A 23,081-nucleotide genomic window follows, 5' to 3' on the forward strand; every position below is an offset into this window, starting at 1 on the left:
AAGACGGACGTTTTCCATGAATTTCCCGCGCATCCTCTCGTCTGCCCTGCTGGCGTCGGCCATGGCCCTGCCTTCCCTGGCACACGCTTGGTGGAACGGCGACTTCACGCACCGCACCAAGGTCGTGCTGAACACCTCGGCCCAAGGCGTGGAAACGAAAGAAGCCCTGTCTGGCGTGGTGGTGCCGGTGCGCCTGCACTCCGGCAACTTCGACTTCCTGGGTGCCAAGCCCGATGGCGCTGATCTGCGCGTGATCGCCGCCGATGACAAGACCCCGCTCAAGCACTGGGTGGAACGTTTCGATGGCGTCAACGAACTGGCGGTGGTGTGGGTGCAGTTGCCCAACACCCTGCCGGGCACCGACAAGAACATCGTCTACGTGTACGCCGGCAACGAAGCCGCTGCAGCCGAGGCACCCAACGCCGCGCTGTTCGACGGCGCGATGGCCGCCGCCTTCCCCTTCTCGGGCCAGAACAGCGAGCCGGTGGCCGACGCCACCAACACCATCCAGTCCGCCGCACCACTGGCCCGTGAGACCACCGGCCTGATCGGCCCCTCCGGCAAGCTCGATGGCCAGGCCGTGACCTGGACGAACGACAAGCTCAAGGCCGGCGCCAATGCGCCCTACAGCATCAGCCTGTGGTTCAAGCCCGAGGCTGTGACAGGCACCCTGGTCTCGCAGGGCCCCGTGAGCCTGAAGCTCGATGCCGGCAAGCCCAGCGCGGCGCTGGGCACCGCCACGGCCGCTGGGGGCGAGCTGCCCACCGGCGCCTGGGCCCATCTGGCTGTGACCATCGGCAACGGCAAGCTCACGCTCTATGTCAACGGTGCACAGGCCGCCCAGGCTGATCTGCCCGCTGCCGGCGCCCCCATCGAAGGCCCGTTCCAACTGGGCCAGGGCATCACCGGCCTGGTCGACCAGCTCGAAGTGGCCACCACCGTGCGCAGCGCCGACTGGGTCAAGCTGGCCCACGCCGCGCAAAGTGCCGATGCCAAGCTGGTGGCCACCACCACCGAGACACCCGAAACAGCCGGCCATGCCGAAGGCGGCGGCGAGGCCGGCCACTTCGCCATCCTGGTCGACAACCTGACGGTCGATGCCTGGGTGGTGATCGTGATCCTGGCCGTGATGTTCGCCATCGCCCTCTGGGTGATGTACGACAAGGCCGTGCTGGTGAGCCGCGCCGACAAGGACAACTCGCGCTTCCTGGTGGGCTTCCGTGAAGCACGCGATGTGCTGACCGTGTCCTCCAAGGACCTCAAGCACTCGCAGCTGGCCCGCCTGTACGAAGCCGGCCTGCGCGAACTGCACAAGCGCGATGTGGGCAAGGAAGGCTCCGCCCCCCTGAGCGGCGCGTCGATCGACGCCGTCAAGGCCGCCATCGACGCCGACCTGATCCGCGAGAGCCACACGCTCAACAGCAAGATCGTGCTGCTGACCATCGCCATCTCGGGCGGCCCCTTCCTGGGCCTGCTGGGCACCGTCGTGGGCGTGATGATCACCTTTGCGGCCATCGCCGCCGCCGGTGATGTCAACGTCAACGCCATCGCCCCGGGCATCGCGGCCGCGCTGCTGGCCACCGTGGCCGGCCTGGCCGTCGCCATCCCCGCGCTGTTCGGCTACAACTATCTGGCCGCCCGCATCAAGAACATCTCGTCGGACATGGGCATCTTCGTCGATGAGTTCGTGACCCGCGTGGCCGAAACCTACGGCGCCCGCTGAGCTGGAGCACGACATGGCGGGTGATGTCAAAGGTGATCTGCAGGCGTATGACGACATCAACGTCACGCCCATGCTGGACCTGGCCTATGTGCTGCTGGTGGTGTTCATCATCATGACCACGGCCTCGGTGCAGGGCGTGCGCGTCACCGAGCCCAAGACGATGGCGGCCAACAACCTGGCCAAGCCCCAGACACGCGGCATCACCATCACGGCCGATGGCCAGGTCTACCTGGATGCCTACCCGGTGAGCATGGACCAGCTTCGCGACAACCTGGCCCAGTACAAAGCGGCCAACCCCGCGCTGCCCGTGGTGCTCAAGGCCGATGCAGCCGCCCAGTACGACAAGGTGATGCAGGTGCTGGAGATCGCCAAGCAGCTGGACATCACCGAGATCGGCCTGGCCACCAAGCGCCTGCAATGAGGCGCCCCGCGCGAACCACGCCATGCAAGTCCAGAACGAAACCAAACCTTACGACAGCATCAACGTCACGCCGATGCTGGACCTGGCCTATGTGCTGCTGGTCGTCTTCATCCTGATGACCACGGCCTCGGTGCAGGGGCTGAGCGTGTCCATGCCCAAGCCGAGCAACAAGCCCACCACCGAGAAGCACGAGCTCAAGGTGGTGCAGGTGATGCCCGGTGGTTCGGTGCTGCTCAATGGCGTGCCTGTGTCGCTGCAGCAGCTCGAATCCGAGCTGGCCCAGGCCAAGGCCCGTGACCCGAAGATGAGCGTCGCGATCAAGGGCGATGCGCAGGCCCAGTACGCACAGGTGGTGACCATCATCGACCTGTGCAACAAGCTGGAAGTGCCCATGGGCCTGGTCACCTCGCGGATCGGAACCTGACATGGCCATTGCCGAATCCCCTTCTGGCGCTGGCCCGTCGCGCTTCGTCGTTCCGGGCGTGATCGTTCTGGCCCTGGTGCTGGGCGCCTGGTGGATCTACCAGAGCCTGGGCAGCAGCCCCAAGGGCCCGCGCACGCAGACCGTGAAGATCGCGGTGCTGCCCGACACGCCCCCGCCGCCTCCGCCCCCCAAGGAAGAGAAGAAGCCCGAGCCCAAGCCGGAAGAGAACAAGCCTCAGCCGCAAGAGCAGCCCAAGATCGAGGCGCCGCCCGAGCCGCAACAGCTCAAGATGGAAGGCGCGGCAGGCGATGGCCCCAGCGCCTTCAGCGCCGGCTCGGTCAGCAGCGACTACAAGGGAGGCGCCGTGATGACCGGCGGCAGCGGCGGCACGCTGTCCGACAAGCTCGCCTCCAACAGTTTCGGCAACGCAGCGCGCCGCGAACTCAACGAGTACCTCAACCGCGACCAGAACCTGCGCCGCGGCGGCGACTACAAGCTGCCCGTGAGCCTGTGGGTGCGCGCCGACGGCAGCATTGAGCGCTTCCAGCTCGATGACAGCTCCGGCAACCAAGAGGTCGACGCCCGCCTGCGCCAGATCCTGGGCCAGTTTCGCGGCTTTCGCAACGCACCGCCCGCCGGCCTGCCCCAGCCCATCCGACTGCAGGTGAGCAACCGCATGACAGGGTGAGGCCTCCAGCAGCCTGCACCCCGAACAACGATCCCAGACGCTGTACACCATGACCATAAAGACACTGCAACGCTGGCCCGCCCTCACGGCCCTGGCCTTGGCCCTGACGGCACCGGCCGCCCACGCCGACGACCGCGCGGCCCTGGAAACCCTGCGCCAGACCACGCGCAACCTGATCGACGCCCTGGTTGAAAGCGGCGTGCTCAGCCGCGAAAAGGCCGATGCGCTGCTGAAATCGGCCGAGCAACGCGCCGCCGCCACGGTGGCCAGCCAGCCCGCTCCTCAACCCGGGACCACGACCACCACCACCGCCAACGGCAAGCCCGTGCTGCGCGTGCCCTATGTGCCCGAGAGCATGCGCAACCAGATCCGCGACGAGGTCAAGGAAGAAGTGCTGGCCCAGGCCAAGGCGGAGCGCTGGGGCGTGCCCAACGCCACGCCGTCGTGGGTGGACCGCATCCGCATCGAAGGCGATATGCGCGTGCGCTACCAGCAGGACAACGCCAGCAACAACAACACACCCGCCCTCACCTACCTGGCGGCAGAAGTCAACAACGCCAACGGCATCAGCCGCATCCCCGATTTCGCGGCCTACCGCCTGACCAGCACCAACCTGCCGCTGCCCGTGACGGACACCGCCGCAGACCGTGCACGCGAGCGCCTGCGATTGCGCCTGGGCCTGACCGCCAAGGTGTCCGACGAGATCGGCGTGGGCGTGCGCCTGGCCACGGGCAACGCCACGGACCGGGTCTCGACCAACCAGACCATGGGCCAGAACTTCAACAAGTACCAGTTGTTCGTCGATCGGGCCTTCGTGCGCATCGACCCGGCGGAGTGGGTGACGATCCAGGGCGGGCGCATCCCCAACCCCTGGTTCAGCAGCGAGATGACCTGGAACGAGAACCTCAACTTCGAGGGCTTCGCCGCCACCTTCCGCCATGTCGACCCCATCGCCAGCGTCGCACCTTTCCTGACCCTGGGCTACTTCCCCCTGCGTGAGGCCTCGCCGCCCAGCCGCAACTCGCGCTCGCTGTGGGGCGCACAGGTCGGCGCGAACTGGGAGGTGAGCGCGCGCACCCGCGTCAAGCTGGGCCTGGCCTACTACCAGTACAACAACCTTGCAGGCCGCTCCGACAACGACTACACCATCACGGGCACCAGCGTGCCCACCGGCTCGACCTACGGCCAGTACGAGTACCCGGTGGGCCTGCGCCAGAAGGGCAACACCGTCTTTGAGACCAACCCGCTGCTGTCGGGCGCGCTGGACACGGCACCGGTCTGGGGCCTGGCCTACCAGTTCAAGCCCTTGGTGCTGACGGCCGCAGCCGAGTTCACGCACTTCGCGCCGTTCAACATCATGCTGTCGGGCGAGTACGCCAACAACACGGCGTTCAGTGCCTCGAACTTCCGCAGCCGCGCCACCTTCCCGGCCTATGCCGGCGTGGACCCGGGCGGCAAGCGCGATGGCTACCAGGTCAAACTGGCCCTGGGCGCCACCGATGTGCGCGAAGCCCACGATTGGCAGGTGCAGGCCACCTACCGCTACCTGGGCTCGGACGCCGTTTTGGACGCCTTCACCGACACCGATTTGGGCCTGGGCGGCACCAACCTGCGCGGCTACATCCTGGGCATGACCTACGGGCTGTACCGCAACAGCACGCTCGCCGTGCGCTACCTGGCGGCGGAGAACATCAACTCCACCATCAACGGCAACTTCCCCAACGCGACCTTCAAGGTCAACACGCTGCAGGTGGACCTCAATGTGCGCTTCTGACCGCCCCATGCCATCCCAGCCTGCACGCCGCCACTTAGGCGGGCTATCTTATGCCAGCATCCTTTCCGCCCTGATGATCGGTTTGCTCAGCATGCCCGCCCATGCCCAGCCCGACAAGGAGCAGGAGCAGATCAAGCGCCTGCGCCTGCAGCTGCGCCAGGTTCAGCAGCAACAGGCCGAGGCGCAGGATGCGCACACCAAGGCCGACCAGGCACGCCAGCAGTCCGAGAAATCACTGGACGATGCCCAGGGCGAACTCAAGCGCTTGCGCACATCGTCCGGCGCAGCATCGGCTCGCGCCACGGCCTTGGGCAAGGAAGCCGAAGCCCTGAAGGAAGAGCGCGCCAAACTGGTAGCCCAGGTGCAGGCCTTGACAGCGCAGCTGTCAGACACCAAAGCCCAGGCGCAGGCTGCCCAAGCGAAGGCCCAGGCCAGCGAGACAGAACTGCAAACCCGCAACCAGGCGCTGACCGACGCCAAGGCCCAGTGCACGCGCCACAACGCGGAGCTCGCGCAGATCGGACAGGAACTGATCGCCAGCTACGAGCGCAAGGGCATCGCGCAAGTGGTGGGCGAAGGTGATCCCTTCATCCAGACCAGCCGCGTTCGCCTGGAAAACTTCAAGGCCCAGTACCAGGACCGGATCGATGCGGCCCGCCTGAAGCCCGCGACCACTGAACGCTAGAGGTTGCGGTCGCCGTGGGGGCCGCCCGACGGCAGCGACAAGGCCTGAAGGCTCATGGCCTTGGCCACGGCCTGGGCCCTGTTGGCCGCGCCCAGCTTGCGCAGGATTTTCTGCACATGGTTCTTCACCGTGAGCGCGCTGATGCCCAGCTTCTCGCCGATCTGCTGGTTGCTCAGGCCGTCACGCACCCACAACAGGATCTCGCGCTCACGCTCGGTGATACACCCGCTTCGGGCCGTTCTGCCCATGGCAGCACCTGCCACATGGGAGCCTGCGGCGTTGCCCATGCCAATCATCTGGCGCTCCATGGTGTGCACACGCACGTAGGTCGTGTGCAGGCAAGGCAATAGCATCTCGATGTGCGTCAGAACCTGATCCTCGCGCACATGGTCGACCGAGCCGAACAGGAAAATGCTCTCGATCTCTTCAGGGCGCCCCGGCCGGCTCATGCCATGCACCAGCAGTTGCTGGTAACCGGCATCACGCATCATGTCAGCCACCGGATCACCGGCAGGCAGTTCATCACGGTGCAGCCAGCAGGGCTGCTGCCGGCGCAAATGCCATCGCTTGATGGCCGCCACGATGGCCGGCTCCCGGGCCGACTGCAGGCCCCGCAGCGCAGCCTCAGGGATGGGTACGCTGTTGAACACATCGAACACCAGATCACGGTACTCGCGATGGTAAGCCCCGCACACCAACAGTTTGTGCGGTAACCAGCGCTGAAGATCGGCCTGGCTCCACAGGAAGAACTGATAGCGCCGACTCACCTGCGGCGCCGCCTCCACGATGCGCAGCAGGCACTCGGAGGGCTCTGACGTGGTGGCGTTTGTTTGCATGAAAATGAACAACCCTGTGGACGCGCCATTGTCAGGACACCGCGTGACGGTTTGTTGACGGATGTAAAGCTGCGGAACTTGCGCCGTGTGCGCACTACTTCGCCGTGGACAGGGGCCCCTGCCCTGCACCAGGAGAAGCGGACAAGGGCCCACTTGGCGAAGGTTGTGCCGCTGGCCCCGCCGACGAGGCAGCATCGGCCGGCGGAAGCGCGATCTCGGCCACATCGAACAGCCACTCTCGATAGGCCTGAACGCCCTCCGGAGCCGTCAATGGCGAGCGTGCCGACTCGCTGTAGACGCCCCGTATGCGCCCATCCTGGGTGCGCAGCAGGCCCCAGGGGCGACTGGTGACAGGGTCAGCCCAGGCGCGGCGCAGATGACGCTTGGCTGGGCCCTGCCGCTCGTCGTCAAGCAACTCCGTCAGGGTCAGCGGCAGGTTAGGCTGGCCCGCCGGGGTGTTGGCTTGATAAGCCGCCAAAGCCGCCTGGATCTGCCCGCCACGAAACACCAGTTCGGCCTCTCGCTGACGCGTGGCCTCCAGTTTCCACTGCGTGCCCAATGCAGCCAGCATCACCCCGCTGATGGCCACCCACCATAGCAGGGCCAGGTAGGTGAACCCACGCGACGTGCCTGGATCACCAGTTCGCATAGGGCGAGCCATCCAGCCCCCGGCCCGACGCCCCACTGCGCACATCACCCATGGCGCCCTCCATGCTGCTGTTAGGCAAGGGCGGCAACATCACCCAACTGTCGCGTCGGCCGGTGAGCGGGTCTTCCGGCAGGGTACGCAGGTAGCCCATCTGCACCATCTCGTCGAGCGAGGCCGGGTAGCGCCCCCGGTCGCCCGCGAACTTGTCGATGGCATCGCGCATCACGGCCAGCGATGTCTTGAGCGAGGCTTCACGCGCGCGTTCGACACTGCGCGTGTAGCGTGGTGCCACGATGCTGGCCAGCAGGCCGATGATGGCCAGCACCACGATCAGCTCGATCAGGGTGAAGCCTCGCCGACGATGACTGGCAGGCGGGTGGGCGCTGGCGATGGATTTCACAGGCACCTCACCATTGCCGGTAGGGCGTGCCGTCCAGCCCGGTGCCATCGGCACGTGAGAAGACATCGAACACATCGGCGCCAGCCTGTGGCTGCTCGGACGAGCTGGCATAACTGCGCAGGCCCCAGGTGGCCGCGGCCGGCAAGGAGGGCATGGCAAAGGGGTCGCGCGGCAGACGGCGCAGGAAGTAAATGCGTTTGGGCGTGCTCTGGCGGATGTCCGTGACGCCGGTGACCAGCACATCGAGCGTGGGCGGGTAGCCGGTCTCGTCTGCCTTCTTCTCGATCATGCCCTGGTCCCAAGCCTTCTTGTAGGCATCCAGCGCCAGGCGGATGGTGCGCAGCCCCTGGCGCAGATCAGCTTCGTTCTGGCGCCGCTGGTGCAGCGCCGCCAGGGGTACGGCGGCACTGGCCAGGATGCCAACGATCATCACCACGATGACCATCTCCAACAAGGTGAAGCCGCGCGTGCGCATGGGAGCCATGTCCTGCTCAGAGAGGCTCAGGTACAGGATCACCCGGCGCAGCAGGCGCACTGGCATCCGGCGCACCCAGGATGCGCACTGTCCAGCCGGCGGTGGCACCGTTGTCCAGGCTCAGGCTGGTCTCGCCAGCACCTGTGCCCTGTCGGGCCTGGAAGGTGAAGGCGCGGCTGCCCAGCGCCGGCACATCCACCTGCACGCGGCCATTGTCAGGCGCCCCCCCTGGTGTCGTGACAGCGCTCAAGCTACCCAGGTCGTACAGCAGGCCAGCACTCAGCGGCTCCTTGCCCGGGTTGGTCACCGTGATCTGGAAACTCGCGCCAGGAGGCACTTCTTCCGGACCGCTCAGTTGCACACCTTCGGTCGACACGCCCGCCATGGGCCGGGAGGATGGTGCTGCACCACCACGAGGGAACGCACCCGCGCCCCCACGGCCCACTGATCCACCAGCCTCACCGCTGGTGAGCATCCAGGCCGGTGCCCCCGGCTGCGCCTCCGTACCCGAAGCCATGGGCAGCGAGGACATCAGCCCCTGGCTGATGTTGCGCACCACGCGCGGCGTGACCAGCATCACCACCTCGGTCTTGTTGCGCTGGTCCTGCGTCTTGCCGAACAGGCGTCCCACACCAGGCAGCTCATGCAGCCAGGGCAGGCCGGCTGCGTTGCGGATCTCTTCGTCGTTGATCAGGCCTGCGAGGATCTGCGTCTCGCCGTCCTTCAGGCGCAGCGAGGTGGTGGCCTGGCGCGTGCCCACCTGGTAGGCCAGCGAATCCTGAGGGCCGGTCACGCGACCGGTCACGCTGCTCACTTCCAACGCCACCTTGATGGTGACCTCGTTGTCCAGCTGCACCTGCGGTTCGAGCTCGACTTTCAGGCCCACATCCAGGTAGCTCACGGAGGCTGATACACCGACATTGGCCGTGGACGTGGTGGTGAACACCGGCAGCTTCTCACCCAGCAGGATCTTGGCCTTCTCGCGGTTGCGCGCCCGGATCTTCGGGTTGGCCAGCAGATTGGTGCCATCGGATGTGCCCCGGAGCGTGGCCACGGCCAGGGGGTTGGATGCACTCCAGCGCAAACCAGAGGTGCTGGTGATGGCCGCCGTGGAGTTGGGCACGCCGTAGTTCGCGGAGGTCGGCCAGGTCAGGCCCATGTCGACCATCTTCTTGCTCGACACCTCCATCACCTCGATCTCCAGCACCACCTCCGGATCGGGCAGGTCGATGCCGGCGATCAGGCGCTCGATCAGGCGCATCACCTCGGGCGTCTCGCGCACCACCAGCATGTTCAAACGCTCGTCGATGAAGATGTCGCGCGTTTTGGCCACCGTGCGGATCAGGGCCTGGGCCTGCTTGGGATCGGCGTTGACCAAGTAGAAGCTGCGCGAGACCGTGTCCAGCAGGTCGCGCTGCTTCTGCACGGTGTTGGGGAACACCAGCACGGTGTTGCCATTGAGCAGACGCGAGCCGAGCTGCTGCGTATTGAGGATCACGCGCAGGGCCTCGGCCACGGAGGTGTTGCGCAGGAAGAGCGTGACCTTGGCATCACCGCGCACATCCTTGTCGAACACGAAGTTCACGTTGGCCGCACGGGCCAGCGTCTCGAACACGGTGCGCAGGGCGGCTTCCCGGAACTCCAGGGTGATGGGCTTGGCACCAGCCGCCAACTGCAACGAGCTTTGCTGGCGAGTCTGCTCGGCACGCTGCTCATCGAGCTGGGTGACCAGCCAGCGGGCCTCCGTGTGGCTGGGGGACTCGGCCAGCACAGCACGCAAGGCGGCATCGGCGTTGGGCCAGCGCTTGGCATCCAGCGCGTGCTTGGCCTCGGTGATCAACCGCTGCTGACGATCACTGCGCGCCAGCTCATCCCTCAGCCACACGGCACGGGGATGCCCGGGCGCGACGGCCTCGATGCGGTCGAGCAAGGCCATCACCTCGCCGCGCTGATCGGCCGCACGGGCCGACTCGGCCTGGTACAGCAGGTAGGCCACAGTGCTGTCGCGCTGCTTGAGATAGGCGGTACGCAAGGCCAGGTCATCGGGCTGGGCCTGAGAGGCCTGTTTCAGCTTGAGCAGAGCGGCCTCGTGCTGGCCTGCCTGGGACAAGGTCTGGGCCTGCTTGAGTTCTGGCGCGGCGCACCCTGCCAGCAAGGCGGCAGCAGACACGCACAGCGTCAGCAGGAGGGGTGAAAAAACACGGTGAATCATGGTCACTTCAAGGCCACGGTCTGGTCCTGGTTCAAGGGCAGGTAGGTCACTGTCAAATGGCGCTCGGCCACGGCGCCTACGCGCCATTGCCCTTCGAGCTCGTCGCCCTGGCGCAGCACCCAGGTACGGTTGGGCCCGGCGATCACCGCCCGGGGCGTTTCATCGACATAGCGGCCCACCCACGCGTAAGGAAAGGCCGGCGCCATGGGGGCAACGACTTCTTGCACTGGCGGCGGAGGGGGCGGTGGCGGTGGCAGTTGCTGCGAGGCCCAACTCCAGCGGGCATCGGCAGGTGCGGCTGGCCAGGGTTCGGCCGAGCGCCGTTGCCAAGCTGCAGCCCACAAGGTCAGCTCACGTGCCTGCTGCGGTGTCGGCGTGCTCGCTGATCGGCTGGCAGGCTGTGCGCGTTGCGGTGCAGGTAAACCGGTGCGATCCTGGCGAACCTGTGGCGGCATCTGCCCAGGCGCGGACCGCTCCGGGCGATCAGGGCGCGCAACGCTGAGATCGTCATCCGGCGCGGGTTGCAGCGCGAGGAAGCCCGCGAGCGCCAGCACGGCCAGCAACACCCAGCCCAGACGAGGATTGAGGCGGGCGCTCATCGGGCCTCCTCGCGCCACCAGACGGACAGCGCCACGCGCGCCTTGATCTGGTCGCTCATGGGATCGGCCCGGACCACGTCGAGCGCGTCAAGGCTGATGGCTTTGTCCTGCAGCACGGTGCCCAGCCAGGCCCGCAGCGCGGGATAGCTCGCCTCGACCGGCAACACCATCTGCTGGCGCCACACCGAGGGTAGTGATGTCAACGCGCCACCGCGGTACTGCACGGTCGGCACGGTCACGCCCAGCGTGCCGGCCTGCGCAAGCACCGCCCCTTGACGGGCCACGGCATCGGTCTTGGGCGGCAGCGAGGCCCAGGTCCGGCCCCAGATTTCACGCAGCAAGGCAGGCGTCAACTCGTCGATCACCGGCGTGCGGCTGACAGGCTCCTTGGACACGGCCCGTGTCTTGGCGGCAGCCTGCAACTGCCCTCGCAAATGCAGGGCCTGCGCATCGCGCTCGTCCAGTTCCGCCTGCATCGCCGGCATCACCTGCCAGGATGTCCAGGCCGCGATGCCCAACATCAGCAGGCCTACAAGGCCCGGCCAGCCCAGCTTTTCCAGCCAGGTCCGCAGGTGCTGCAACGTATCGGCCTTCATGGTGAGGTCTCCATCAAGGCCATCCAGGTGCTTTGCGCCTGCACCTCGACCTTCAAGCCATAAGCGCCCTGAGCGGTCATGAAGGGTGCCGCCAGCGAGGCTCGGCTGATCAGCTTTCCCGCAGGCAGGCTGTCGGCCCAGCCCAGTGCGGCCGCATCATCACGCACCGCTGCCTGCAGGCGCCAGGTAGGCCCCGCGGACCGCCCCACGTCATCCAGCGAGGTGCTCATGGACAACATCACCGCGCCGGCGTTGGATGCTGATCGCTCCATCTGCGCCAGCATGTCCGGCCAAGGGAAGGCCAGTGCGCGGACCATGCTCACAGCCTCGTCAGCTGCGGCAGATTCCAGGGTGGGGGCGCTGGCAGCCGCCTGCGGCACCTGAGCCTGCTCGCTTCGGGCCAGTGCAGCGCGCTCGACACGGGCCATGCGGTCGGCGCGCCCAAGCCGCTTGAGCTGTTCCTGTGCCTCCAGTTGGCGTGTCTGCAGGGCATCGACCTGGTCGGCCATCCACAGTACAGAGGCCAGCCCAGCCAGCAGAAGTGCCCATGCCCACGGGGCAGGTCGCGGGCTGGGGTTCTTGAAGTCCAGCGCTGAAGACCATGCCTCAGCCTTCCTCGGCAAGCAGCGCGCAAGCCACGAAGGCCGATGCTTGGCACCAAGCAGCACACCAGGCTCTTGCGCCATGCTCAGTTGGAGCACATCACTACCCACCGTTGGCGACTGCGCGTCATCACGCACAGGTTCGGCCCACAGCCCCGTCAACTTGTCCGCCTGGGCCTGCACGTGCACCACCCAGCCTGTCTCATGCAGGGCCAAGGTGCGCGGCTGGGTAGCATCCTCACCACGCGCCAACCAGGCCTTCACGCCGTTCGCCCACCAGGGGCCGATCCACAAGGCTCTCACGTGGTGATGCCGTGCCACGGCGCCCATGTCGTCCAGCAGAGCCCGAGGTGCCGCACACACCAGCATGCCCTGGGGCAACACCACGGCCCGGGTGGCCCAGCGTTCCCGCCAGGCCGAGGTATCCAACCCCAGCAGGTGCGCCCAGCGAGACTCAGCCTCCCCCATGGCCTCACGTCGCGCTGATGCCCCCCGCCCCGCTATTGGCACCACCGCGCTCAGCAACCACCGTGCGGACAGGCCCAGGCGCACACGCTGGCCCGGGTGAACCTCGCACCACTGTCGCCACTGCAACAGGGCCTGGTCGTGCACAGGCACGCCCATGGGCGAACTGGCGGCATCCACTGCGGGCACCAGGCACACCCATGCAGGCTCACGCCAGGCACTGCGCCACTGGCCCAGCCTCGGCCAGGCACGCAAGCCGGGCATCACCGGCCAGCGCAACGCCATCAACTCACTCCGCCAGCGTGACACGGTTGAGTTCCTCCAGCGTTGATTCGCCTCGCAGCACACAGGCCAGGGCCGATTCGCGCAACAAGCGTGTGCCGCTGGCCCGTGCATGCGCCTTGATCTTGATCAGCGAGGCGCGAGACACGATCAGGTCACGCAGCGTGTCGTCCATCAGCAGCACTTCAGAAATGGCCTTGCGCCCGCGGTAGCCGGTGTGCCGGCAGTGCACGCACCCCACCGCACGCTGGAACTCGCCACGCGTGTCCAGCGGCAGCATGGCCGATCGCAGCTCACTCACCTCAGGCTGCCAGGGCTGACGACAGTGTGTGCACAGCTTGCGCATCAGGCGCTGGGCCACCACGCCATTGAGCGCAGAAACCATGTTGTAGAGGTCCACCCCCATGTGCATGAAGCGGCCCACCACGTCGAACACGTTGTTGGCATGGATGGTGGACAGCACCAGGTGGCCCGTCAGTGCCGCCTGTGAGGCGATCTGGGCGGTCTCGGCATCGCGGATCTCGCCCACCATCACCCGGTCCGGATCGTGGCGCAGGATGCTGCGCAGGCCGCGTGCAAAAGTGAGGCCCTTCTTGTCGTTGACCGGGATCTGCACCACGCCAGGCAGTTGGTACTCCACCGGATCCTCGATGGTGATGATCTTGTCGCGGCCATCGTTGATCTCCTGCACGACGGCGTACAGCGTGGTGGTCTTGCCGCTGCCCGTGGGGCCGGTGACCAGCAACATGCCATAGGGCTTGGCGGCCAGGCGGCGCACCACGTTGGCATCGTCGGCATCGAAGCCCAGGCCTTCCAGCGTCATGGCCGAAGCGTCGGCCGACAGGCGCGAGCGGTCCAGGATGCGAAGCACGGCATCCTCACCGAAGCTCGACGGCATGATGGACACGCGGAAATCCACATCCCTGCTGGCACTGCCTTCGCTGCCCGCTGCCTGGCCCAGGCGAGCACGCAGCTTGAAGCGGCCGTCCTGTGGCAGGCGGCGCTCACCGATGTCCAGCTCGGCCATCACCTTCAGGCGCGACACCAGCTGTTCGGCCACCTCGCGCGAGCCGACCTCACCCACCTCCACCATCACGCCGTCCAGACGGTGGCGAATGGTCATGCCTGTGGCGGTGGACTCCAGGTGCAGATCGCTGGCCTGGGCCTTGAGGGCATCGAACAAGGTGGCATCGAGCAAGCGCACCACCGGGCTGGTCTGCCGGTTGATCGCATCGACCGACAGTTCATGCACCGCGGCTTCGTCAACAACATCGCCTTCGATGGCATGGGCCTGCAGCGCGTCACGGGCCTCGTAGCCGGCCTCGCCTTGCGCCAGCAGGGCATCGAGCGCTTCATTGGGCAGGGTCTGCCAGCGCAAAGGGTGCGGCACGCGCCGTGCCACCATTTCACGCAGCATGTGGTCAGATGCATCGGGCGTCCAGGCTGTCCAGCAGCCCTGGCCGTCCAACCCCACCACCACGCGCAGCCGCAAGGCTTGCACCAGGGGCCAGATGGACCAATCGGGCACGGCATCAGGCAAGGCCACAGCCTCATGCACCGGGGACTGCACGGACAGCACCGCGTTCATTGGATCTGCTCCGCCACCTGAAAGATGGGCAAGTACATCAGCACCACGATGCCGCCGATCAGCACGCCCATCACCAGCATCAGCACCGGGCTCACCACACGCCCCACCCAGTCGGTGAAACGGGCCAGCTCTTCGTCGTAGAAGGTGGCTGCACGCTCCAGCATCGAGCCCAGCTCGCCCGTGTGCTCGCCCACGCGCATCATGCGCAAGGACACCGGCGTGGTCAGCGCGTGCTGCTGGAAGCTGTCCGACAGGCGCGTGCCCTCACGCACCCGCTGCGCCGCCTCTGCCAGCGCCGGCCTCAGCGAGGGCTTGACCAGCTCGCTGGAGGCCTGCAAGGCAGCCACCACCGGCACCCCGGCCTGCAGCAGCAAGCCCAGCGTGCGGTACAGCGTGGCCAGTTCGACCAGGCGCAGGCGCTCACCCACCACAGGCATGCGCCACACCCACTCAGCCACCGCGGCCCGCACGGACGGTGATCGCCAGGCCACCACGCCCAGACCCACCAGGCCCAGGATCCCGGCCAGCACGCCCCAGGGGTGCGCGCCGACGGCCTGCCCGGTCTTGAGCAGCAAGCCCGACAACCAGGGCAGCTCGCCCCCCATGCCCTCGTAGATGTCCGCGAAGCGCGGCACCACGAACACGGTCAGGAAGGTAATCACCAGCAGGCTCGCACTGATCAGGATGCCCGGATAGATGGCCGCGCCCACCAGCTTGTCACGCAGGCCATCGACCCAGGCCAGGTAGGCCGCATGCTGGCGCAGCGCCTGCGGCGTGTGCCCCGTGCGCTGGCTGGCCTCGATGGAGGCGATCAGCAAGGTGCTGAAAGCTTGCGGCTGCACACGCATGGCCTGTGCCAAGGTCTGCCCCTGGCCCAGCGCCTCGACCAAGGCCGACAGCACCGCCGACACACCTGCCGACGATTCCTTCTCGCGCAGCGTGATCAGCGATTCGTACAACGGGATACCGGCATCGAGCAGCACAGCCAGTTCCTGGCAGAACAGGCGCCGGGGAAAGTCACCGCCCGCTGATCGCACCGGTGCCATTGCAGACGTACGCCCCGGCGCCGCGCGGCCAGCAAGGCCTTGCCCAGGCCCCAGCGCCTGCACCTGCAGCAGGTCGCCCGTCTCCACCGGCTTGCCCAGCAGGCGCGACAGGGCCTCGGCCACACCACGCGCATGGCCAGCATCGACCTCATGCTCGGCGATGGCACCCAGGGCCATGTGGCGGACGCGGTAGCGGTTCATGGTGATGTCACAGCCCGTGCGTCGGCCCATCACCAACTGGTGATGTCCTGGTCCTCGCCATCGCCGCCTTCGCGCCCGTCCTTGCCCAGTGAGAACACGTCGAAATCACCATGCTCGCCAGGCGCTCGGTACTGGTACTCACGGCCCCACGGATCCTTGGGCGGCGCCTTGCGCAGGTAGGGCCCCCACCAGCGTGTCTCATCGCCAGGCTTGACCCACAAGGCCCCCAACCCCTGCTCGGTGCTGGGGTAGTGCCCGGTGTCCAGCCGATACTGGTCCAGCGCCTTGGTCAAGGCATCGAGTTGCGCCGTGGCCGTCTTGACCTCGGACTTGCCGATCTGCGAAAAAAAGCGGGGCCCGACATAACCGGCCAGCAGGCCGATGATGACCAGGACAACCAGCAGTTCGAGCAGGGTGAAGCCGCGTGAGCGTTGCATAGAGACGAGTTCAAGCGCACCGCCTCACAAGAGGCCGTGTCAATGGAAAGGCAAGACAGGAACAGGCCACCGGGATCCACCGCCGATCAAAGCTGCGATGATCACCACTGGTGACGGACCATGATCCTATGGAGCTATTGCTGACAGCTTGATGACAACATCCGGCCACGCCCGGCCAGGCCCCTGATCCGGGCGGGTGACGCCAGGCATCACGGTACGGACACATCGGCCTTCTATCGTTCAGCGCAGACCGGATTGCCCACGATTGCCCAGAACTCGTGCCAGGGCGATGCCTCACCTCAGGAGACCTCCATGCCCCGCCTTCTCGCTGCCCTGACGAGCTCCCTGACCTTGGCCGCCGCCCTGTCGATGACAGCCATGACACCCGCCTGCGCCACCGGCATCGGCGCCCGTGATGCCCAGCCCCTGCTCATCGCCCACCGCGGCGCCAGCGGCTACGTGCCCGAGCACACCCTGGCCGCCTACTGGATGGCCATCGAGCAAGGCGCCGACTACATCGAGCCCGATCTGGTGAGCACGAAGGACGGCGTACTGGTGGCCCGCCACGAGAACGCCATCGCCATCGTCAACGCCGACGGCAGCATCCTCGAAGCCACCACCGATGTGGCCAACCGCCCCGAGTTCGCCAGCCGCAAGACCACCCGCACCATCGATGGCCTGCCCATCACCGGCTGGTTCACCGAAGACTTCACGCTGGCCGAACTCAAGACCCTGCGCGCCCGCGAACGCCTGCCCGCCCTGCGCACGGCCAACACCCGTTTCGACAACATGTTCGAGGTGCCCACGCTCGACGAAGTGCTGGAACTGGTCGCCCAGGCCAACGAGCGCCGCCGCGCCCAGGCCCTGCGTGAAGGCGGCCTGCGCGCCGTGGTCAAGCTCAAGCCCATCGGCGTCTACCCAGAAACCAAGCACCCCAGCTACTTCCAGAGCATCAAGCTGCCGCTGGAGGCCCCGCTGCTGCGCACGCTGGCCAGGCACGGCTACACGCGCAAGAGCGATCCGGTCTTCATCCAGTCCTTCGAGGTGGCCAACCTCAAGGCCTTGTCACGCAAGACCTCGCTTCGCCTGGTGCAGTTGCTGAGCAACAGCGGCCAGCCCTATGACTTCACCCTGGCCGGCGACAAGCGCACCTATGCCGACCTCGTCAAGCCCCAGGGCCTGAAGGAAATCGCCAGCTATGCCGACGGCATCGGCGCCCACACCGCCCTGATGATCCCGCTGAGCGACGGTGTGCTGGGCACCCCCACCACCCTCGTGAAGGACGCACACGCCGCCGGCCTGATCGTGCACGGCTGGACCTTCCGTGCCGAAAACCAGTTCCTGCCCAACAAGTTCGACAGCAGCGCCAACCCGGGCGACCTGGGCGATTTGGCCGGCCAGATCGAGGCCTTCCTCAAGCTGGGCATGGACGGCCTGTTCACCGACCACCCCTTCCTGGGCCGCCAGGCGATCGACCAGTTCACGGCCGACTGACCCTGCCACGCGGGCGCTGCAGGGTGTGACAATCCCTGCATGATCCATGCGCCCGCCCACCTGCTCTACCTGCACGGCTTCCGCTCTTCGCCCCGTTCGGCGAAGGCCCAGCAAGTAGGGGCCGTGGTCCAGGCCCTGCAGCAACAGGGCCTGGACATCACCTGGGCCTGCCCGCAACTGCCACCATCCCCCCGCCAGGCCGTGGCCGAGATGGAGGCCCTGGTGGCGCTGTGGCCGCGCGACACCATGGTGGTGATCGGCTCCTCCCTGGGGGGCTTCTACGCCACGGTGCTGGCCGAGCGCCTGGGCTGCCGCGCCGCGGTGATCAACCCTGCCGTGGCCCCCGCGCGCGACCTGGCCCGCCACATCGGCGAGCAGACGGCCTTTCACAACCCCGCCGATCGCTTCTTCTTCCGCCCCGAGTTCATCACCGAATTCGAGGCGCTGGCGCCCTACCCGGTGCGCCACCCCGAGCGCTACTGGGCCCTGATCGCCCAAGGCGACGAGGTGCTGGACTGGCGTGAAATGGTCTCGCACTACGAAGGCGCCCGGATCAGGCTGCTCGACGGCAGCGACCATGCCGTGAGCGATTTCCCGCAGCATCTGCCGGAACTGCTGGCCTTCCTGGGGCTCCCAGACCCAACGGCGGCGCCCACGGCCTGAAACAAACGGACGCCATGAAACAGCATCCGAACGTGCTGTGGCGCCCGCAGCCCGCCGAAATGGGACAATCACGTCCTGACAAGAACCGAACTCCCCCCGTCTGATGTTTGCCCTTTTCGATGACGCCAGCAAATTCCTCGCCGGCCGCGTGATGTCCGAAGCCGACAGTTCGATGCAGATCGAGCTGGATTCGGGCAAGCGCGTCAAGGTGAAAGCCGCCAACGTGCTGATCAAGTTCGCCAAGCCTTCGCCCGCCGAGGTGCTGGGGCAGGCGCCCGCCCTGGCGGCCGAGATCGACCTGGACCTGATCTGGGAGGTCGCCCCGGAAGAGGATTTCGGCTTCGACGAACTGGCCAACGAATACTTCGGCGACACCGCCACGCCCGTGCAGCAGGCCGCCATGCTGATGCGCCTGTTCGACACGCCGCACTACTTCCATCGCCGGGGCAAGGGCCGTTTCCGCAAGGCCCCTGAAGACATCCTCAAGCAGGCGCTGGTCGCCATCGAGCGCAAAAAACAAATCGCTCTGCAGATCGAACAATGGGCCCGCGAGCTGGGCGAGGGCACCTGCCCGCCCGCCATCAAGGAACAGCTCTACAAGATCCTGTTCAAGCCCGACAAGAACGGCCCCGAATACAAGGCCGTGGTCGAGGCCGCCAAGGCCACGCAGCGCGCCCCGCTCGACCTGCTCAAGGATGCCGGCGCCATCGACAGCCCCTACCAGTTCCACTGGAAGCGCTTCCTGTTCGAACACTTCCCCAAGGGCACGGGCTTCCCGGCGCTGGACGCGCCCCCGATCAAGGACGAACTGCCCCTGGCGCCCGTGCAGGCCTTCTCCATCGACGATTCGGCCACCACCGAGATCGACGATGCGCTGTCCGTGCAGGGCCTGGGCACCGGCACCGTCACCTACGGCATCCACATCGCCGCGCCCAGCCTGGCCATCGCACCGGGCACGCCGGTCGATGGCGTGGCGCGCAACCGGCTGTCCACCGTGTACATGCCGGGCCACAAGATCACCATGCTGCCCGACGAGGTGGTGCAGACCTACACCCTGCAGGAAGGGCGCGACTGCCCCGCCGTGTCGCTGTACGTCACCTATGACGAAGCCACGCTGGAGCGCAAAGGCAGCGAAACCAAGCTGGAGCGCGTGCCCATCGCCGCCAACCTGCGCCACGATCAGCTCGACGACACCATCACCGAGGCCAGCCTGACCGGCGAGGCCCCGGCCGACTACAGGTTCGCCCCCGAGCTGGCCTTCGCCTTCCGCCTGGCCAAGCATTTGAAAGCCCAGCGCGAGGTGGTGCGCGGCAAGCCCGAGACCTTCAACCGCCCGGACTACACCTTCAAGCTGGTCGAGCCCGACGGCAGCGAGAACACCACGGAAGACCGCCTGGAGCCCTCCGGCCGCGAGCACGTGGCGATCGGCACCCGCAAGCGCGGCGCCCCGCTGGACCTGATCGTGGCCGAAGCCATGATCCTGGCCAACAGCACCTGGGGCGGCTGGCTGCACGAGTGCGGCGTGCCCGGCATCTACCGCAGCCAGGCCAGCCTGCAGCCCGGCATCAAGGTGCGCATGGGCACCAAGGCCGCACCGCACGCCGGCATGGGCGTGGCGCAGTACACCTGGGCCACCTCGCCGCTGCGCCGCTATGTGGACCTGGTCAACCAGTGGCAGATCGTGGCCTGCGCCCGCCATGGCCGCACCGCCGCGCTGGCCGCGCCCTTCAAGCCCAAGGACGCCGAACTCTTCGCCATCATCTCCAACTTCGATGCGGCCTACAGCGCCTACAACGGCTTCCAGTCCAGCCTGGAGCGCTACTGGACGCTGAAGTACCTGCAACAAAACAGCATCACCGAGCTGGACTGCGCCGTGATGATGAACGGCCTGGTGCGCGCCGACACCTTGCCCCTGGTCTTCAAGGCCCTGGGCTGCGACGGCCTGCCGCGCCACGCCAAGGTGCGCGTGCGCGTCACCGGCATCGATGAGCTCACGCTGGATGTGCACGCCAGCCTGCTGACCCGCCTGGACGATGCCGCCGCCACAGCCCAGGGTGATCCCGAAGCCGAAGGCGAGGATGAGGTGCTGGACAATGCAGGGCCATTGACCCTGGCCATTGATGTGACGGATGCCGACGCCCCCGCAGGCGACGCGCCGGCACCATCGGCCTGATCCTTCCAAGCCCTCCAGCAGCTCTTTTCCGGACACCATGCCCAACAAGCTCCTGTCTGCCCTCGGCCAGCTCAGCCTGCTGCAAAAGACGCTGGCGGTGTCCGTGGCCCTGCATGCGGGCCTGCTGACGGTGCGTTTCGTGGATCCGGAAGGCTTCAACCGTGTCTTCAAGGACACGCCGCTGGAGGTGATCCTGGTCAACGCGGCCAGCGAGCAAAAGCCCGACAAGGCCCAGGCGCTGGCCCAGGCCAATCTGGCCGGCGGCGGCGATGCCGACAAGGGCCGTGCCACCTCGCCACTGCCGCCCTCGCCGCAAAGCGAGCTGGGCGATTCGCTGGACGCCGAGCGCCGCATGATCGAGAACATGCAGATCGAGCAGCAGCGCCTGCTCACCCAGATCCGCGACGAGCTGGCTGCGCTGCCCCCACCCCAGCCCCGCGCCCCCCAGGAAGCCAACGACAACCGCGCCGACCGTGAAAAGCGTCGCCAGCTGACCGAACTGCTGGCCGAGATCGACAAGCGCATCCACGAAGAAAACGCCCGCCCCAAGAAGCGCTACCTGAGCCCGGCCACGCTCAAATCGGCCGATGCGCTGTACTACAGCCAGTTCCGCACCCTGGTCGAACGCGCCGGCACCACCAACTTTCCCAGCGAGAACGGCCGCAAGCTCTATGGCGACCTGGTGATGGAAGTCTGGCTGGACCGCCAGGGCCGGGTCGTCGATGCCATCGTCACGCGCAGCTCGGGCAACAAGCGGCTGGACCGCCGCGCCGCCGCCATCGTGCGCAACGCCGGCCCCTTCGGCGTGGTGCCGGAAGATGTCCGCGCCGGCCATGACCTGCTGCTGATCTCCTCGCGCTTCCGCTTCACCCGCGAAGCCGGCATGGAAGCCACCACCACCGCCTCCCCATGAACGCTCCCGTCAGCACATCGCCTGCCGCGCAGGTGGATCACTATGCCGTGGCCGGCAACCCCGTTGCCCACAGCCGCTCGCCGCGTATCCATGCCCTGTTCGCAGCCCAGACCGGCCAGGCCATCGACTACAGCCGCCTGCTGTGCCCGCTGGCGTCCTTCAAGCCGACGCTGACCGAGTTCGTCACCCAGGGCGCACGAGGCTGCAACGTGACGGTGCCGTTCAAGTTCGAAGCCTTCGAGATGGCCACGCGCCACACGCCACGCGCCGTGCTGGCCCAGGCCGCCAACACCCTGCGCTTTGACGCCCAGGCCGAAGGCGGCTGGCTGGCCGACAACACCGATGGCGTCGGCCTGGTCCGCGACATCACCGTCAACGCCGGTGTCCCCCTGCAGGGCCGGCGCGTGCTGCTGCTGGGCGCCGGCGGCGCCAGCGCCGGCGTGCTCGGGCCCCTGATCGAACAACGCCCATTGGAACTGGTGCTGGCCAACCGCACCGTGGACAAGGCCCACGCCCTGGTCGACCGGCACCAGGCCTGGGCCGCCCAACACGGCGTGCCTCTGCGTGCGTGCGCCCTGGCCGACGTGGGCGAGCACTTCGATGTGCTGATCAATGGCACGGCCGCCAGCCTGGGTGGCGGCGAGGTGCCCGTGGGCGCCCAGGCCCTCAAGCCCGGCGCCCTGGCCCTGGACATGATGTACGGCCCCGCCGCACGCCCCTTCCTGGATTGGGCCACGGCCCAAGGCGCCACTGGGCGCGACGGGCTGGGCATGCTGGTCGAGCAGGCGGCCGAGAGCTTTCTGCTGTGGCGCGGCGTGCGCCCGGACACTGCCCCGGTGCTGGCCCTGCTGCGCGCCGAAGTGGACGCGCCCGTGCAAGCCAAGCCAGAGGCCGCGACGTGAAGGGCGCCGTCTGGCGCAAGCAGGCCTGGCGCATCCTGGCCCTGCTGGTGTTGTCGGGCCTGTGCCTGCAGTTCTTCTTCGCGGCACGCATCGGCCTGATGGCCGTGGTCGCCCCCCAATCCACGGCCTTCCAGCGCAGCGAGATGGTGCGCCTGCTGCGTGACAAGGGCCAGATCCTGTGGTCGCAGAGCTGGCGGCCGTATGGCGAGATCAGCCCCTGGATCAAGCGTGCCGTGATCGCCTCGGAAGACGCCGGTTTCGTCGACCACAGCGGCGTGGAATGGGAAGCGCTGGAAAAGGCCTGGAAAAAGAACAGCAAGGCCCAGCAGCGCCTGGACAGCCAGAAGCAAAAGGCGATGGAGCGCCACCAGCGGGCAGTGCAGCGTGCCCAGGCCCGCGGCCGCCCCGCACCCGAGATGCCCTCGGCCCTGAGCGCCACGCCCAAGGTGATCGGTGGCTCCACCATCACGCAGCAACTGGCCAAGAACCTGTTCCTTTCCAGCGAGCGCAGCTTCCTGCGCAAGGGGCAGGAGTTCGCCCTCACCTTCATGCTCGAAGGCCTGCTCGGCAAGGAGCGCATCCTCGAGATCTACCTCAACAACGTGGAATGGGGTGAAGGTGTGTTCGGTGTGGAGGCGGCCTCACACCACTACTTCCACATCCCGTCCTCACAGCTCAGCCCGATTCAAGGCGCCCGCCTGGCAGTGATGCTGCCTGCGCCCAAGCGCTTCGAGAAGACACCCGCCTCAGGCTACCTGCGCCTGCGATCCAATATGATCGCCGCGCGCCTGCGCGCTGTCGAACTGCCCTGAGGCAACCCTCAGCGCCTTCAA

Annotated in this window: 23 protein-coding genes; 12 read left to right on the forward strand and 11 right to left on the reverse strand. The window is 67.1% G+C overall.

Translation table 11 applies throughout. From position 1 onward, the window contains the following. Positions 1-16 precede the first annotated feature (16 nt). From WAQ08_RS12050 to WAQ08_RS12075, 6 genes are all read left to right on the forward strand, one after another. Complete coding sequence (locus WAQ08_RS12050; protein WP_422191814.1) at positions 17-1,723, forward strand: DUF2341 domain-containing protein; 1,707 nt, start codon at positions 17-19, stop codon at positions 1,721-1,723. 13 nt (positions 1,724-1,736) lie between these two features. Next, on the forward strand, positions 1,737-2,144 hold the full coding sequence (locus WAQ08_RS12055) for an ExbD/TolR family protein (protein ID WP_422191815.1): 408 nt from the start codon (positions 1,737-1,739) through the stop codon (positions 2,142-2,144). 22 nt (positions 2,145-2,166) lie between these two features. After that, positions 2,167-2,568: an ExbD/TolR family protein gene (locus WAQ08_RS12060; protein WP_422191816.1), complete on the forward strand. Its 402-nt coding sequence runs from the start codon at positions 2,167-2,169 to the stop codon at positions 2,566-2,568. A 1-nt stretch (position 2,569) separates the two neighbouring features. Next, positions 2,570-3,256 (forward strand): hypothetical protein, encoded by a 687-nt coding sequence (locus WAQ08_RS12065; protein ID WP_422191817.1) that lies wholly within the window; start codon positions 2,570-2,572, stop codon positions 3,254-3,256. Positions 3,257-3,305: 49 nt separating this feature from the next. After that, positions 3,306-5,030 (forward strand): putative porin, encoded by a 1,725-nt coding sequence (locus WAQ08_RS12070; RefSeq protein WP_422191818.1) that lies wholly within the window; start codon positions 3,306-3,308, stop codon positions 5,028-5,030. A gap of 73 nt (positions 5,031-5,103) precedes the next feature. Continuing rightward, a complete protein-coding gene (locus tag WAQ08_RS12075; RefSeq protein WP_422191819.1) occupies positions 5,104-5,715 on the forward strand; it encodes a hypothetical protein in 612 nt (203 codons plus the stop codon). On the opposite strand, the gene WAQ08_RS12080 is transcribed toward WAQ08_RS12075, so the two are convergent. The 11 genes from WAQ08_RS12080 to gspG form a co-directional block, all read right to left on the reverse strand. Then, positions 5,712-6,551, reverse strand: a complete 840-nt coding sequence (locus tag WAQ08_RS12080) for a LuxR C-terminal-related transcriptional regulator (RefSeq protein WP_422191820.1) — start codon at positions 6,549-6,551, stop codon at positions 5,712-5,714. The two genes, WAQ08_RS12075 and WAQ08_RS12080, sit on opposite strands and share 4 nt — an antisense overlap. A gap of 94 nt (positions 6,552-6,645) precedes the next feature. Next, positions 6,646-7,200: a type II secretion system protein gene (locus tag WAQ08_RS12085; RefSeq protein ID WP_422191821.1), complete on the reverse strand. Its 555-nt coding sequence runs from the start codon at positions 7,198-7,200 to the stop codon at positions 6,646-6,648. Next, positions 7,187-7,666, reverse strand: a complete 480-nt coding sequence (locus tag WAQ08_RS12090) for a type II secretion system protein (RefSeq protein ID WP_422191822.1) — start codon at positions 7,664-7,666, stop codon at positions 7,187-7,189. The genes WAQ08_RS12085 and WAQ08_RS12090 overlap by 14 nt, the downstream gene beginning before the upstream one ends. Beyond that, positions 7,608-8,084 (reverse strand): type II secretion system protein, encoded by a 477-nt coding sequence (locus WAQ08_RS12095; RefSeq protein ID WP_422191823.1) that lies wholly within the window; start codon positions 8,082-8,084, stop codon positions 7,608-7,610. The genes WAQ08_RS12090 and WAQ08_RS12095 overlap by 59 nt, the downstream gene beginning before the upstream one ends. A gap of 7 nt (positions 8,085-8,091) precedes the next feature. Beyond that, positions 8,092-10,287 (reverse strand): secretin N-terminal domain-containing protein, encoded by a 2,196-nt coding sequence (locus WAQ08_RS12100; RefSeq protein ID WP_422191824.1) that lies wholly within the window; start codon positions 10,285-10,287, stop codon positions 8,092-8,094. 2 nt (positions 10,288-10,289) lie between these two features. Continuing rightward, complete coding sequence (locus tag WAQ08_RS12105; RefSeq protein WP_422191825.1) at positions 10,290-10,886, reverse strand: hypothetical protein; 597 nt, start codon at positions 10,884-10,886, stop codon at positions 10,290-10,292. Then, entirely contained in the window at positions 10,883-11,482 is a 600-nt protein-coding gene (locus WAQ08_RS12110; protein WP_422191826.1) for a hypothetical protein, read from the reverse strand. Before WAQ08_RS12110 ends, WAQ08_RS12105 begins: the two co-directional genes overlap by 4 nt. Further along, positions 11,479-12,834: a hypothetical protein gene (locus WAQ08_RS12115; RefSeq protein WP_422191827.1), complete on the reverse strand. Its 1,356-nt coding sequence runs from the start codon at positions 12,832-12,834 to the stop codon at positions 11,479-11,481. Before WAQ08_RS12115 ends, WAQ08_RS12110 begins: the two co-directional genes overlap by 4 nt. 4 nt (positions 12,835-12,838) lie before the next feature. Continuing rightward, positions 12,839-14,419 (reverse strand): GspE/PulE family protein, encoded by a 1,581-nt coding sequence (locus tag WAQ08_RS12120; RefSeq protein WP_422191828.1) that lies wholly within the window; start codon positions 14,417-14,419, stop codon positions 12,839-12,841. Beyond that, entirely contained in the window at positions 14,416-15,666 is a 1,251-nt protein-coding gene (locus tag WAQ08_RS12125; RefSeq protein ID WP_422191829.1) for a type II secretion system F family protein, read from the reverse strand. Before WAQ08_RS12125 ends, WAQ08_RS12120 begins: the two co-directional genes overlap by 4 nt. A 29-nt stretch (positions 15,667-15,695) precedes the next feature. Then, a complete protein-coding gene (gene gspG, locus WAQ08_RS12130; protein ID WP_422191830.1) occupies positions 15,696-16,103 on the reverse strand; it encodes a type II secretion system major pseudopilin GspG in 408 nt (135 codons plus the stop codon). 312 nt (positions 16,104-16,415) lie between these two features. Here gspG and WAQ08_RS12135 point away from each other — a divergent pair, with 312 nt between their 5' ends. The 6 genes from WAQ08_RS12135 (at position 16,416) to WAQ08_RS12160 (ending at position 23,060) form a co-directional block, all read left to right on the forward strand. Continuing rightward, positions 16,416-17,597 (forward strand): glycerophosphodiester phosphodiesterase, encoded by a 1,182-nt coding sequence (locus tag WAQ08_RS12135; RefSeq protein ID WP_422191831.1) that lies wholly within the window; start codon positions 16,416-16,418, stop codon positions 17,595-17,597. Between the two features lie 39 nt (positions 17,598-17,636). Next, entirely contained in the window at positions 17,637-18,260 is a 624-nt protein-coding gene (locus WAQ08_RS12140) for a YqiA/YcfP family alpha/beta fold hydrolase (RefSeq protein ID WP_422191832.1), read from the forward strand. 103 nt (positions 18,261-18,363) lie between these two features. Continuing rightward, on the forward strand, positions 18,364-20,433 hold the full coding sequence (locus WAQ08_RS12145; RefSeq protein WP_422191833.1) for a ribonuclease catalytic domain-containing protein: 2,070 nt from the start codon (positions 18,364-18,366) through the stop codon (positions 20,431-20,433). Positions 20,434-20,470: 37 nt separating this feature from the next. Then, a complete protein-coding gene (locus tag WAQ08_RS12150) occupies positions 20,471-21,346 on the forward strand; it encodes an energy transducer TonB (RefSeq protein ID WP_422191834.1) in 876 nt (291 codons plus the stop codon). Beyond that, entirely contained in the window at positions 21,343-22,248 is a 906-nt protein-coding gene (gene aroE / locus WAQ08_RS12155) for a shikimate dehydrogenase (RefSeq protein ID WP_422191835.1), read from the forward strand. The genes WAQ08_RS12150 and aroE overlap by 4 nt, the downstream gene beginning before the upstream one ends. Beyond that, on the forward strand, positions 22,245-23,060 hold the full coding sequence (locus WAQ08_RS12160; RefSeq protein ID WP_422191836.1) for a transglycosylase domain-containing protein: 816 nt from the start codon (positions 22,245-22,247) through the stop codon (positions 23,058-23,060). The genes aroE and WAQ08_RS12160 overlap by 4 nt, the downstream gene beginning before the upstream one ends. Positions 23,061-23,081: the final 21 nt, after the last annotated feature.

The sequence above is a fragment of the Aquabacterium sp. genome (genome assembly GCF_049274795.1).
Lineage (GTDB): Bacteria > Pseudomonadota > Gammaproteobacteria > Burkholderiales > Burkholderiaceae_C > Aquabacterium.

What these genes read in the sequence shown, in the direction of transcription:
- WAQ08_RS12055 (WP_422191815.1), top strand. Translation starts at nt 1,737, where the DNA reads ATGGCGGGTGATGTCAAAGGTGATCTGCAGGCGTATGACGACATCAAC.
- WAQ08_RS12075 (WP_422191819.1), top strand. Translation starts at nt 5,104, where the DNA reads ATGATCGGTTTGCTCAGCATGCCCGCCCATGCCCAGCCCGACAAGGAG.
- WAQ08_RS12060 (WP_422191816.1), top strand. Translation starts at nt 2,167, where the DNA reads ATGCAAGTCCAGAACGAAACCAAACCTTACGACAGCATCAACGTCACG.
- WAQ08_RS12150 (WP_422191834.1), top strand. Translation starts at nt 20,471, where the DNA reads ATGCCCAACAAGCTCCTGTCTGCCCTCGGCCAGCTCAGCCTGCTGCAA.
- WAQ08_RS12100 (WP_422191824.1), bottom strand. Translation starts at nt 10,287, where the DNA reads ATGATTCACCGTGTTTTTTCACCCCTCCTGCTGACGCTGTGCGTGTCT.
- WAQ08_RS12070 (WP_422191818.1), top strand. Translation starts at nt 3,306, where the DNA reads ATGACCATAAAGACACTGCAACGCTGGCCCGCCCTCACGGCCCTGGCC.
- WAQ08_RS12145 (WP_422191833.1), top strand. Translation starts at nt 18,364, where the DNA reads ATGTTTGCCCTTTTCGATGACGCCAGCAAATTCCTCGCCGGCCGCGTG.
- WAQ08_RS12085 (WP_422191821.1), bottom strand. Translation starts at nt 7,200, where the DNA reads ATGCGAACTGGTGATCCAGGCACGTCGCGTGGGTTCACCTACCTGGCC.
- WAQ08_RS12050 (WP_422191814.1), top strand. Translation starts at nt 17, where the DNA reads ATGAATTTCCCGCGCATCCTCTCGTCTGCCCTGCTGGCGTCGGCCATG.
- WAQ08_RS12095 (WP_422191823.1), bottom strand. Translation starts at nt 8,084, where the DNA reads ATGGCTCCCATGCGCACGCGCGGCTTCACCTTGTTGGAGATGGTCATC.
- WAQ08_RS12120 (WP_422191828.1), bottom strand. Translation starts at nt 14,419, where the DNA reads ATGAACGCGGTGCTGTCCGTGCAGTCCCCGGTGCATGAGGCTGTGGCC.
- WAQ08_RS12080 (WP_422191820.1), bottom strand. Translation starts at nt 6,551, where the DNA reads ATGCAAACAAACGCCACCACGTCAGAGCCCTCCGAGTGCCTGCTGCGC.
- WAQ08_RS12105 (WP_422191825.1), bottom strand. Translation starts at nt 10,886, where the DNA reads ATGAGCGCCCGCCTCAATCCTCGTCTGGGCTGGGTGTTGCTGGCCGTG.
- aroE (WP_422191835.1), top strand. Translation starts at nt 21,343, where the DNA reads ATGAACGCTCCCGTCAGCACATCGCCTGCCGCGCAGGTGGATCACTAT.
- WAQ08_RS12065 (WP_422191817.1), top strand. Translation starts at nt 2,570, where the DNA reads ATGGCCATTGCCGAATCCCCTTCTGGCGCTGGCCCGTCGCGCTTCGTC.
- WAQ08_RS12115 (WP_422191827.1), bottom strand. Translation starts at nt 12,834, where the DNA reads ATGGCGTTGCGCTGGCCGGTGATGCCCGGCTTGCGTGCCTGGCCGAGG.
- WAQ08_RS12110 (WP_422191826.1), bottom strand. Translation starts at nt 11,482, where the DNA reads ATGAAGGCCGATACGTTGCAGCACCTGCGGACCTGGCTGGAAAAGCTG.
- WAQ08_RS12135 (WP_422191831.1), top strand. Translation starts at nt 16,416, where the DNA reads ATGCCCCGCCTTCTCGCTGCCCTGACGAGCTCCCTGACCTTGGCCGCC.
- gspG (WP_422191830.1), bottom strand. Translation starts at nt 16,103, where the DNA reads ATGCAACGCTCACGCGGCTTCACCCTGCTCGAACTGCTGGTTGTCCTG.
- WAQ08_RS12090 (WP_422191822.1), bottom strand. Translation starts at nt 7,666, where the DNA reads ATGTCTTCTCACGTGCCGATGGCACCGGGCTGGACGGCACGCCCTACC.
- WAQ08_RS12125 (WP_422191829.1), bottom strand. Translation starts at nt 15,666, where the DNA reads ATGAACCGCTACCGCGTCCGCCACATGGCCCTGGGTGCCATCGCCGAG.
- WAQ08_RS12140 (WP_422191832.1), top strand. Translation starts at nt 17,637, where the DNA reads ATGATCCATGCGCCCGCCCACCTGCTCTACCTGCACGGCTTCCGCTCT.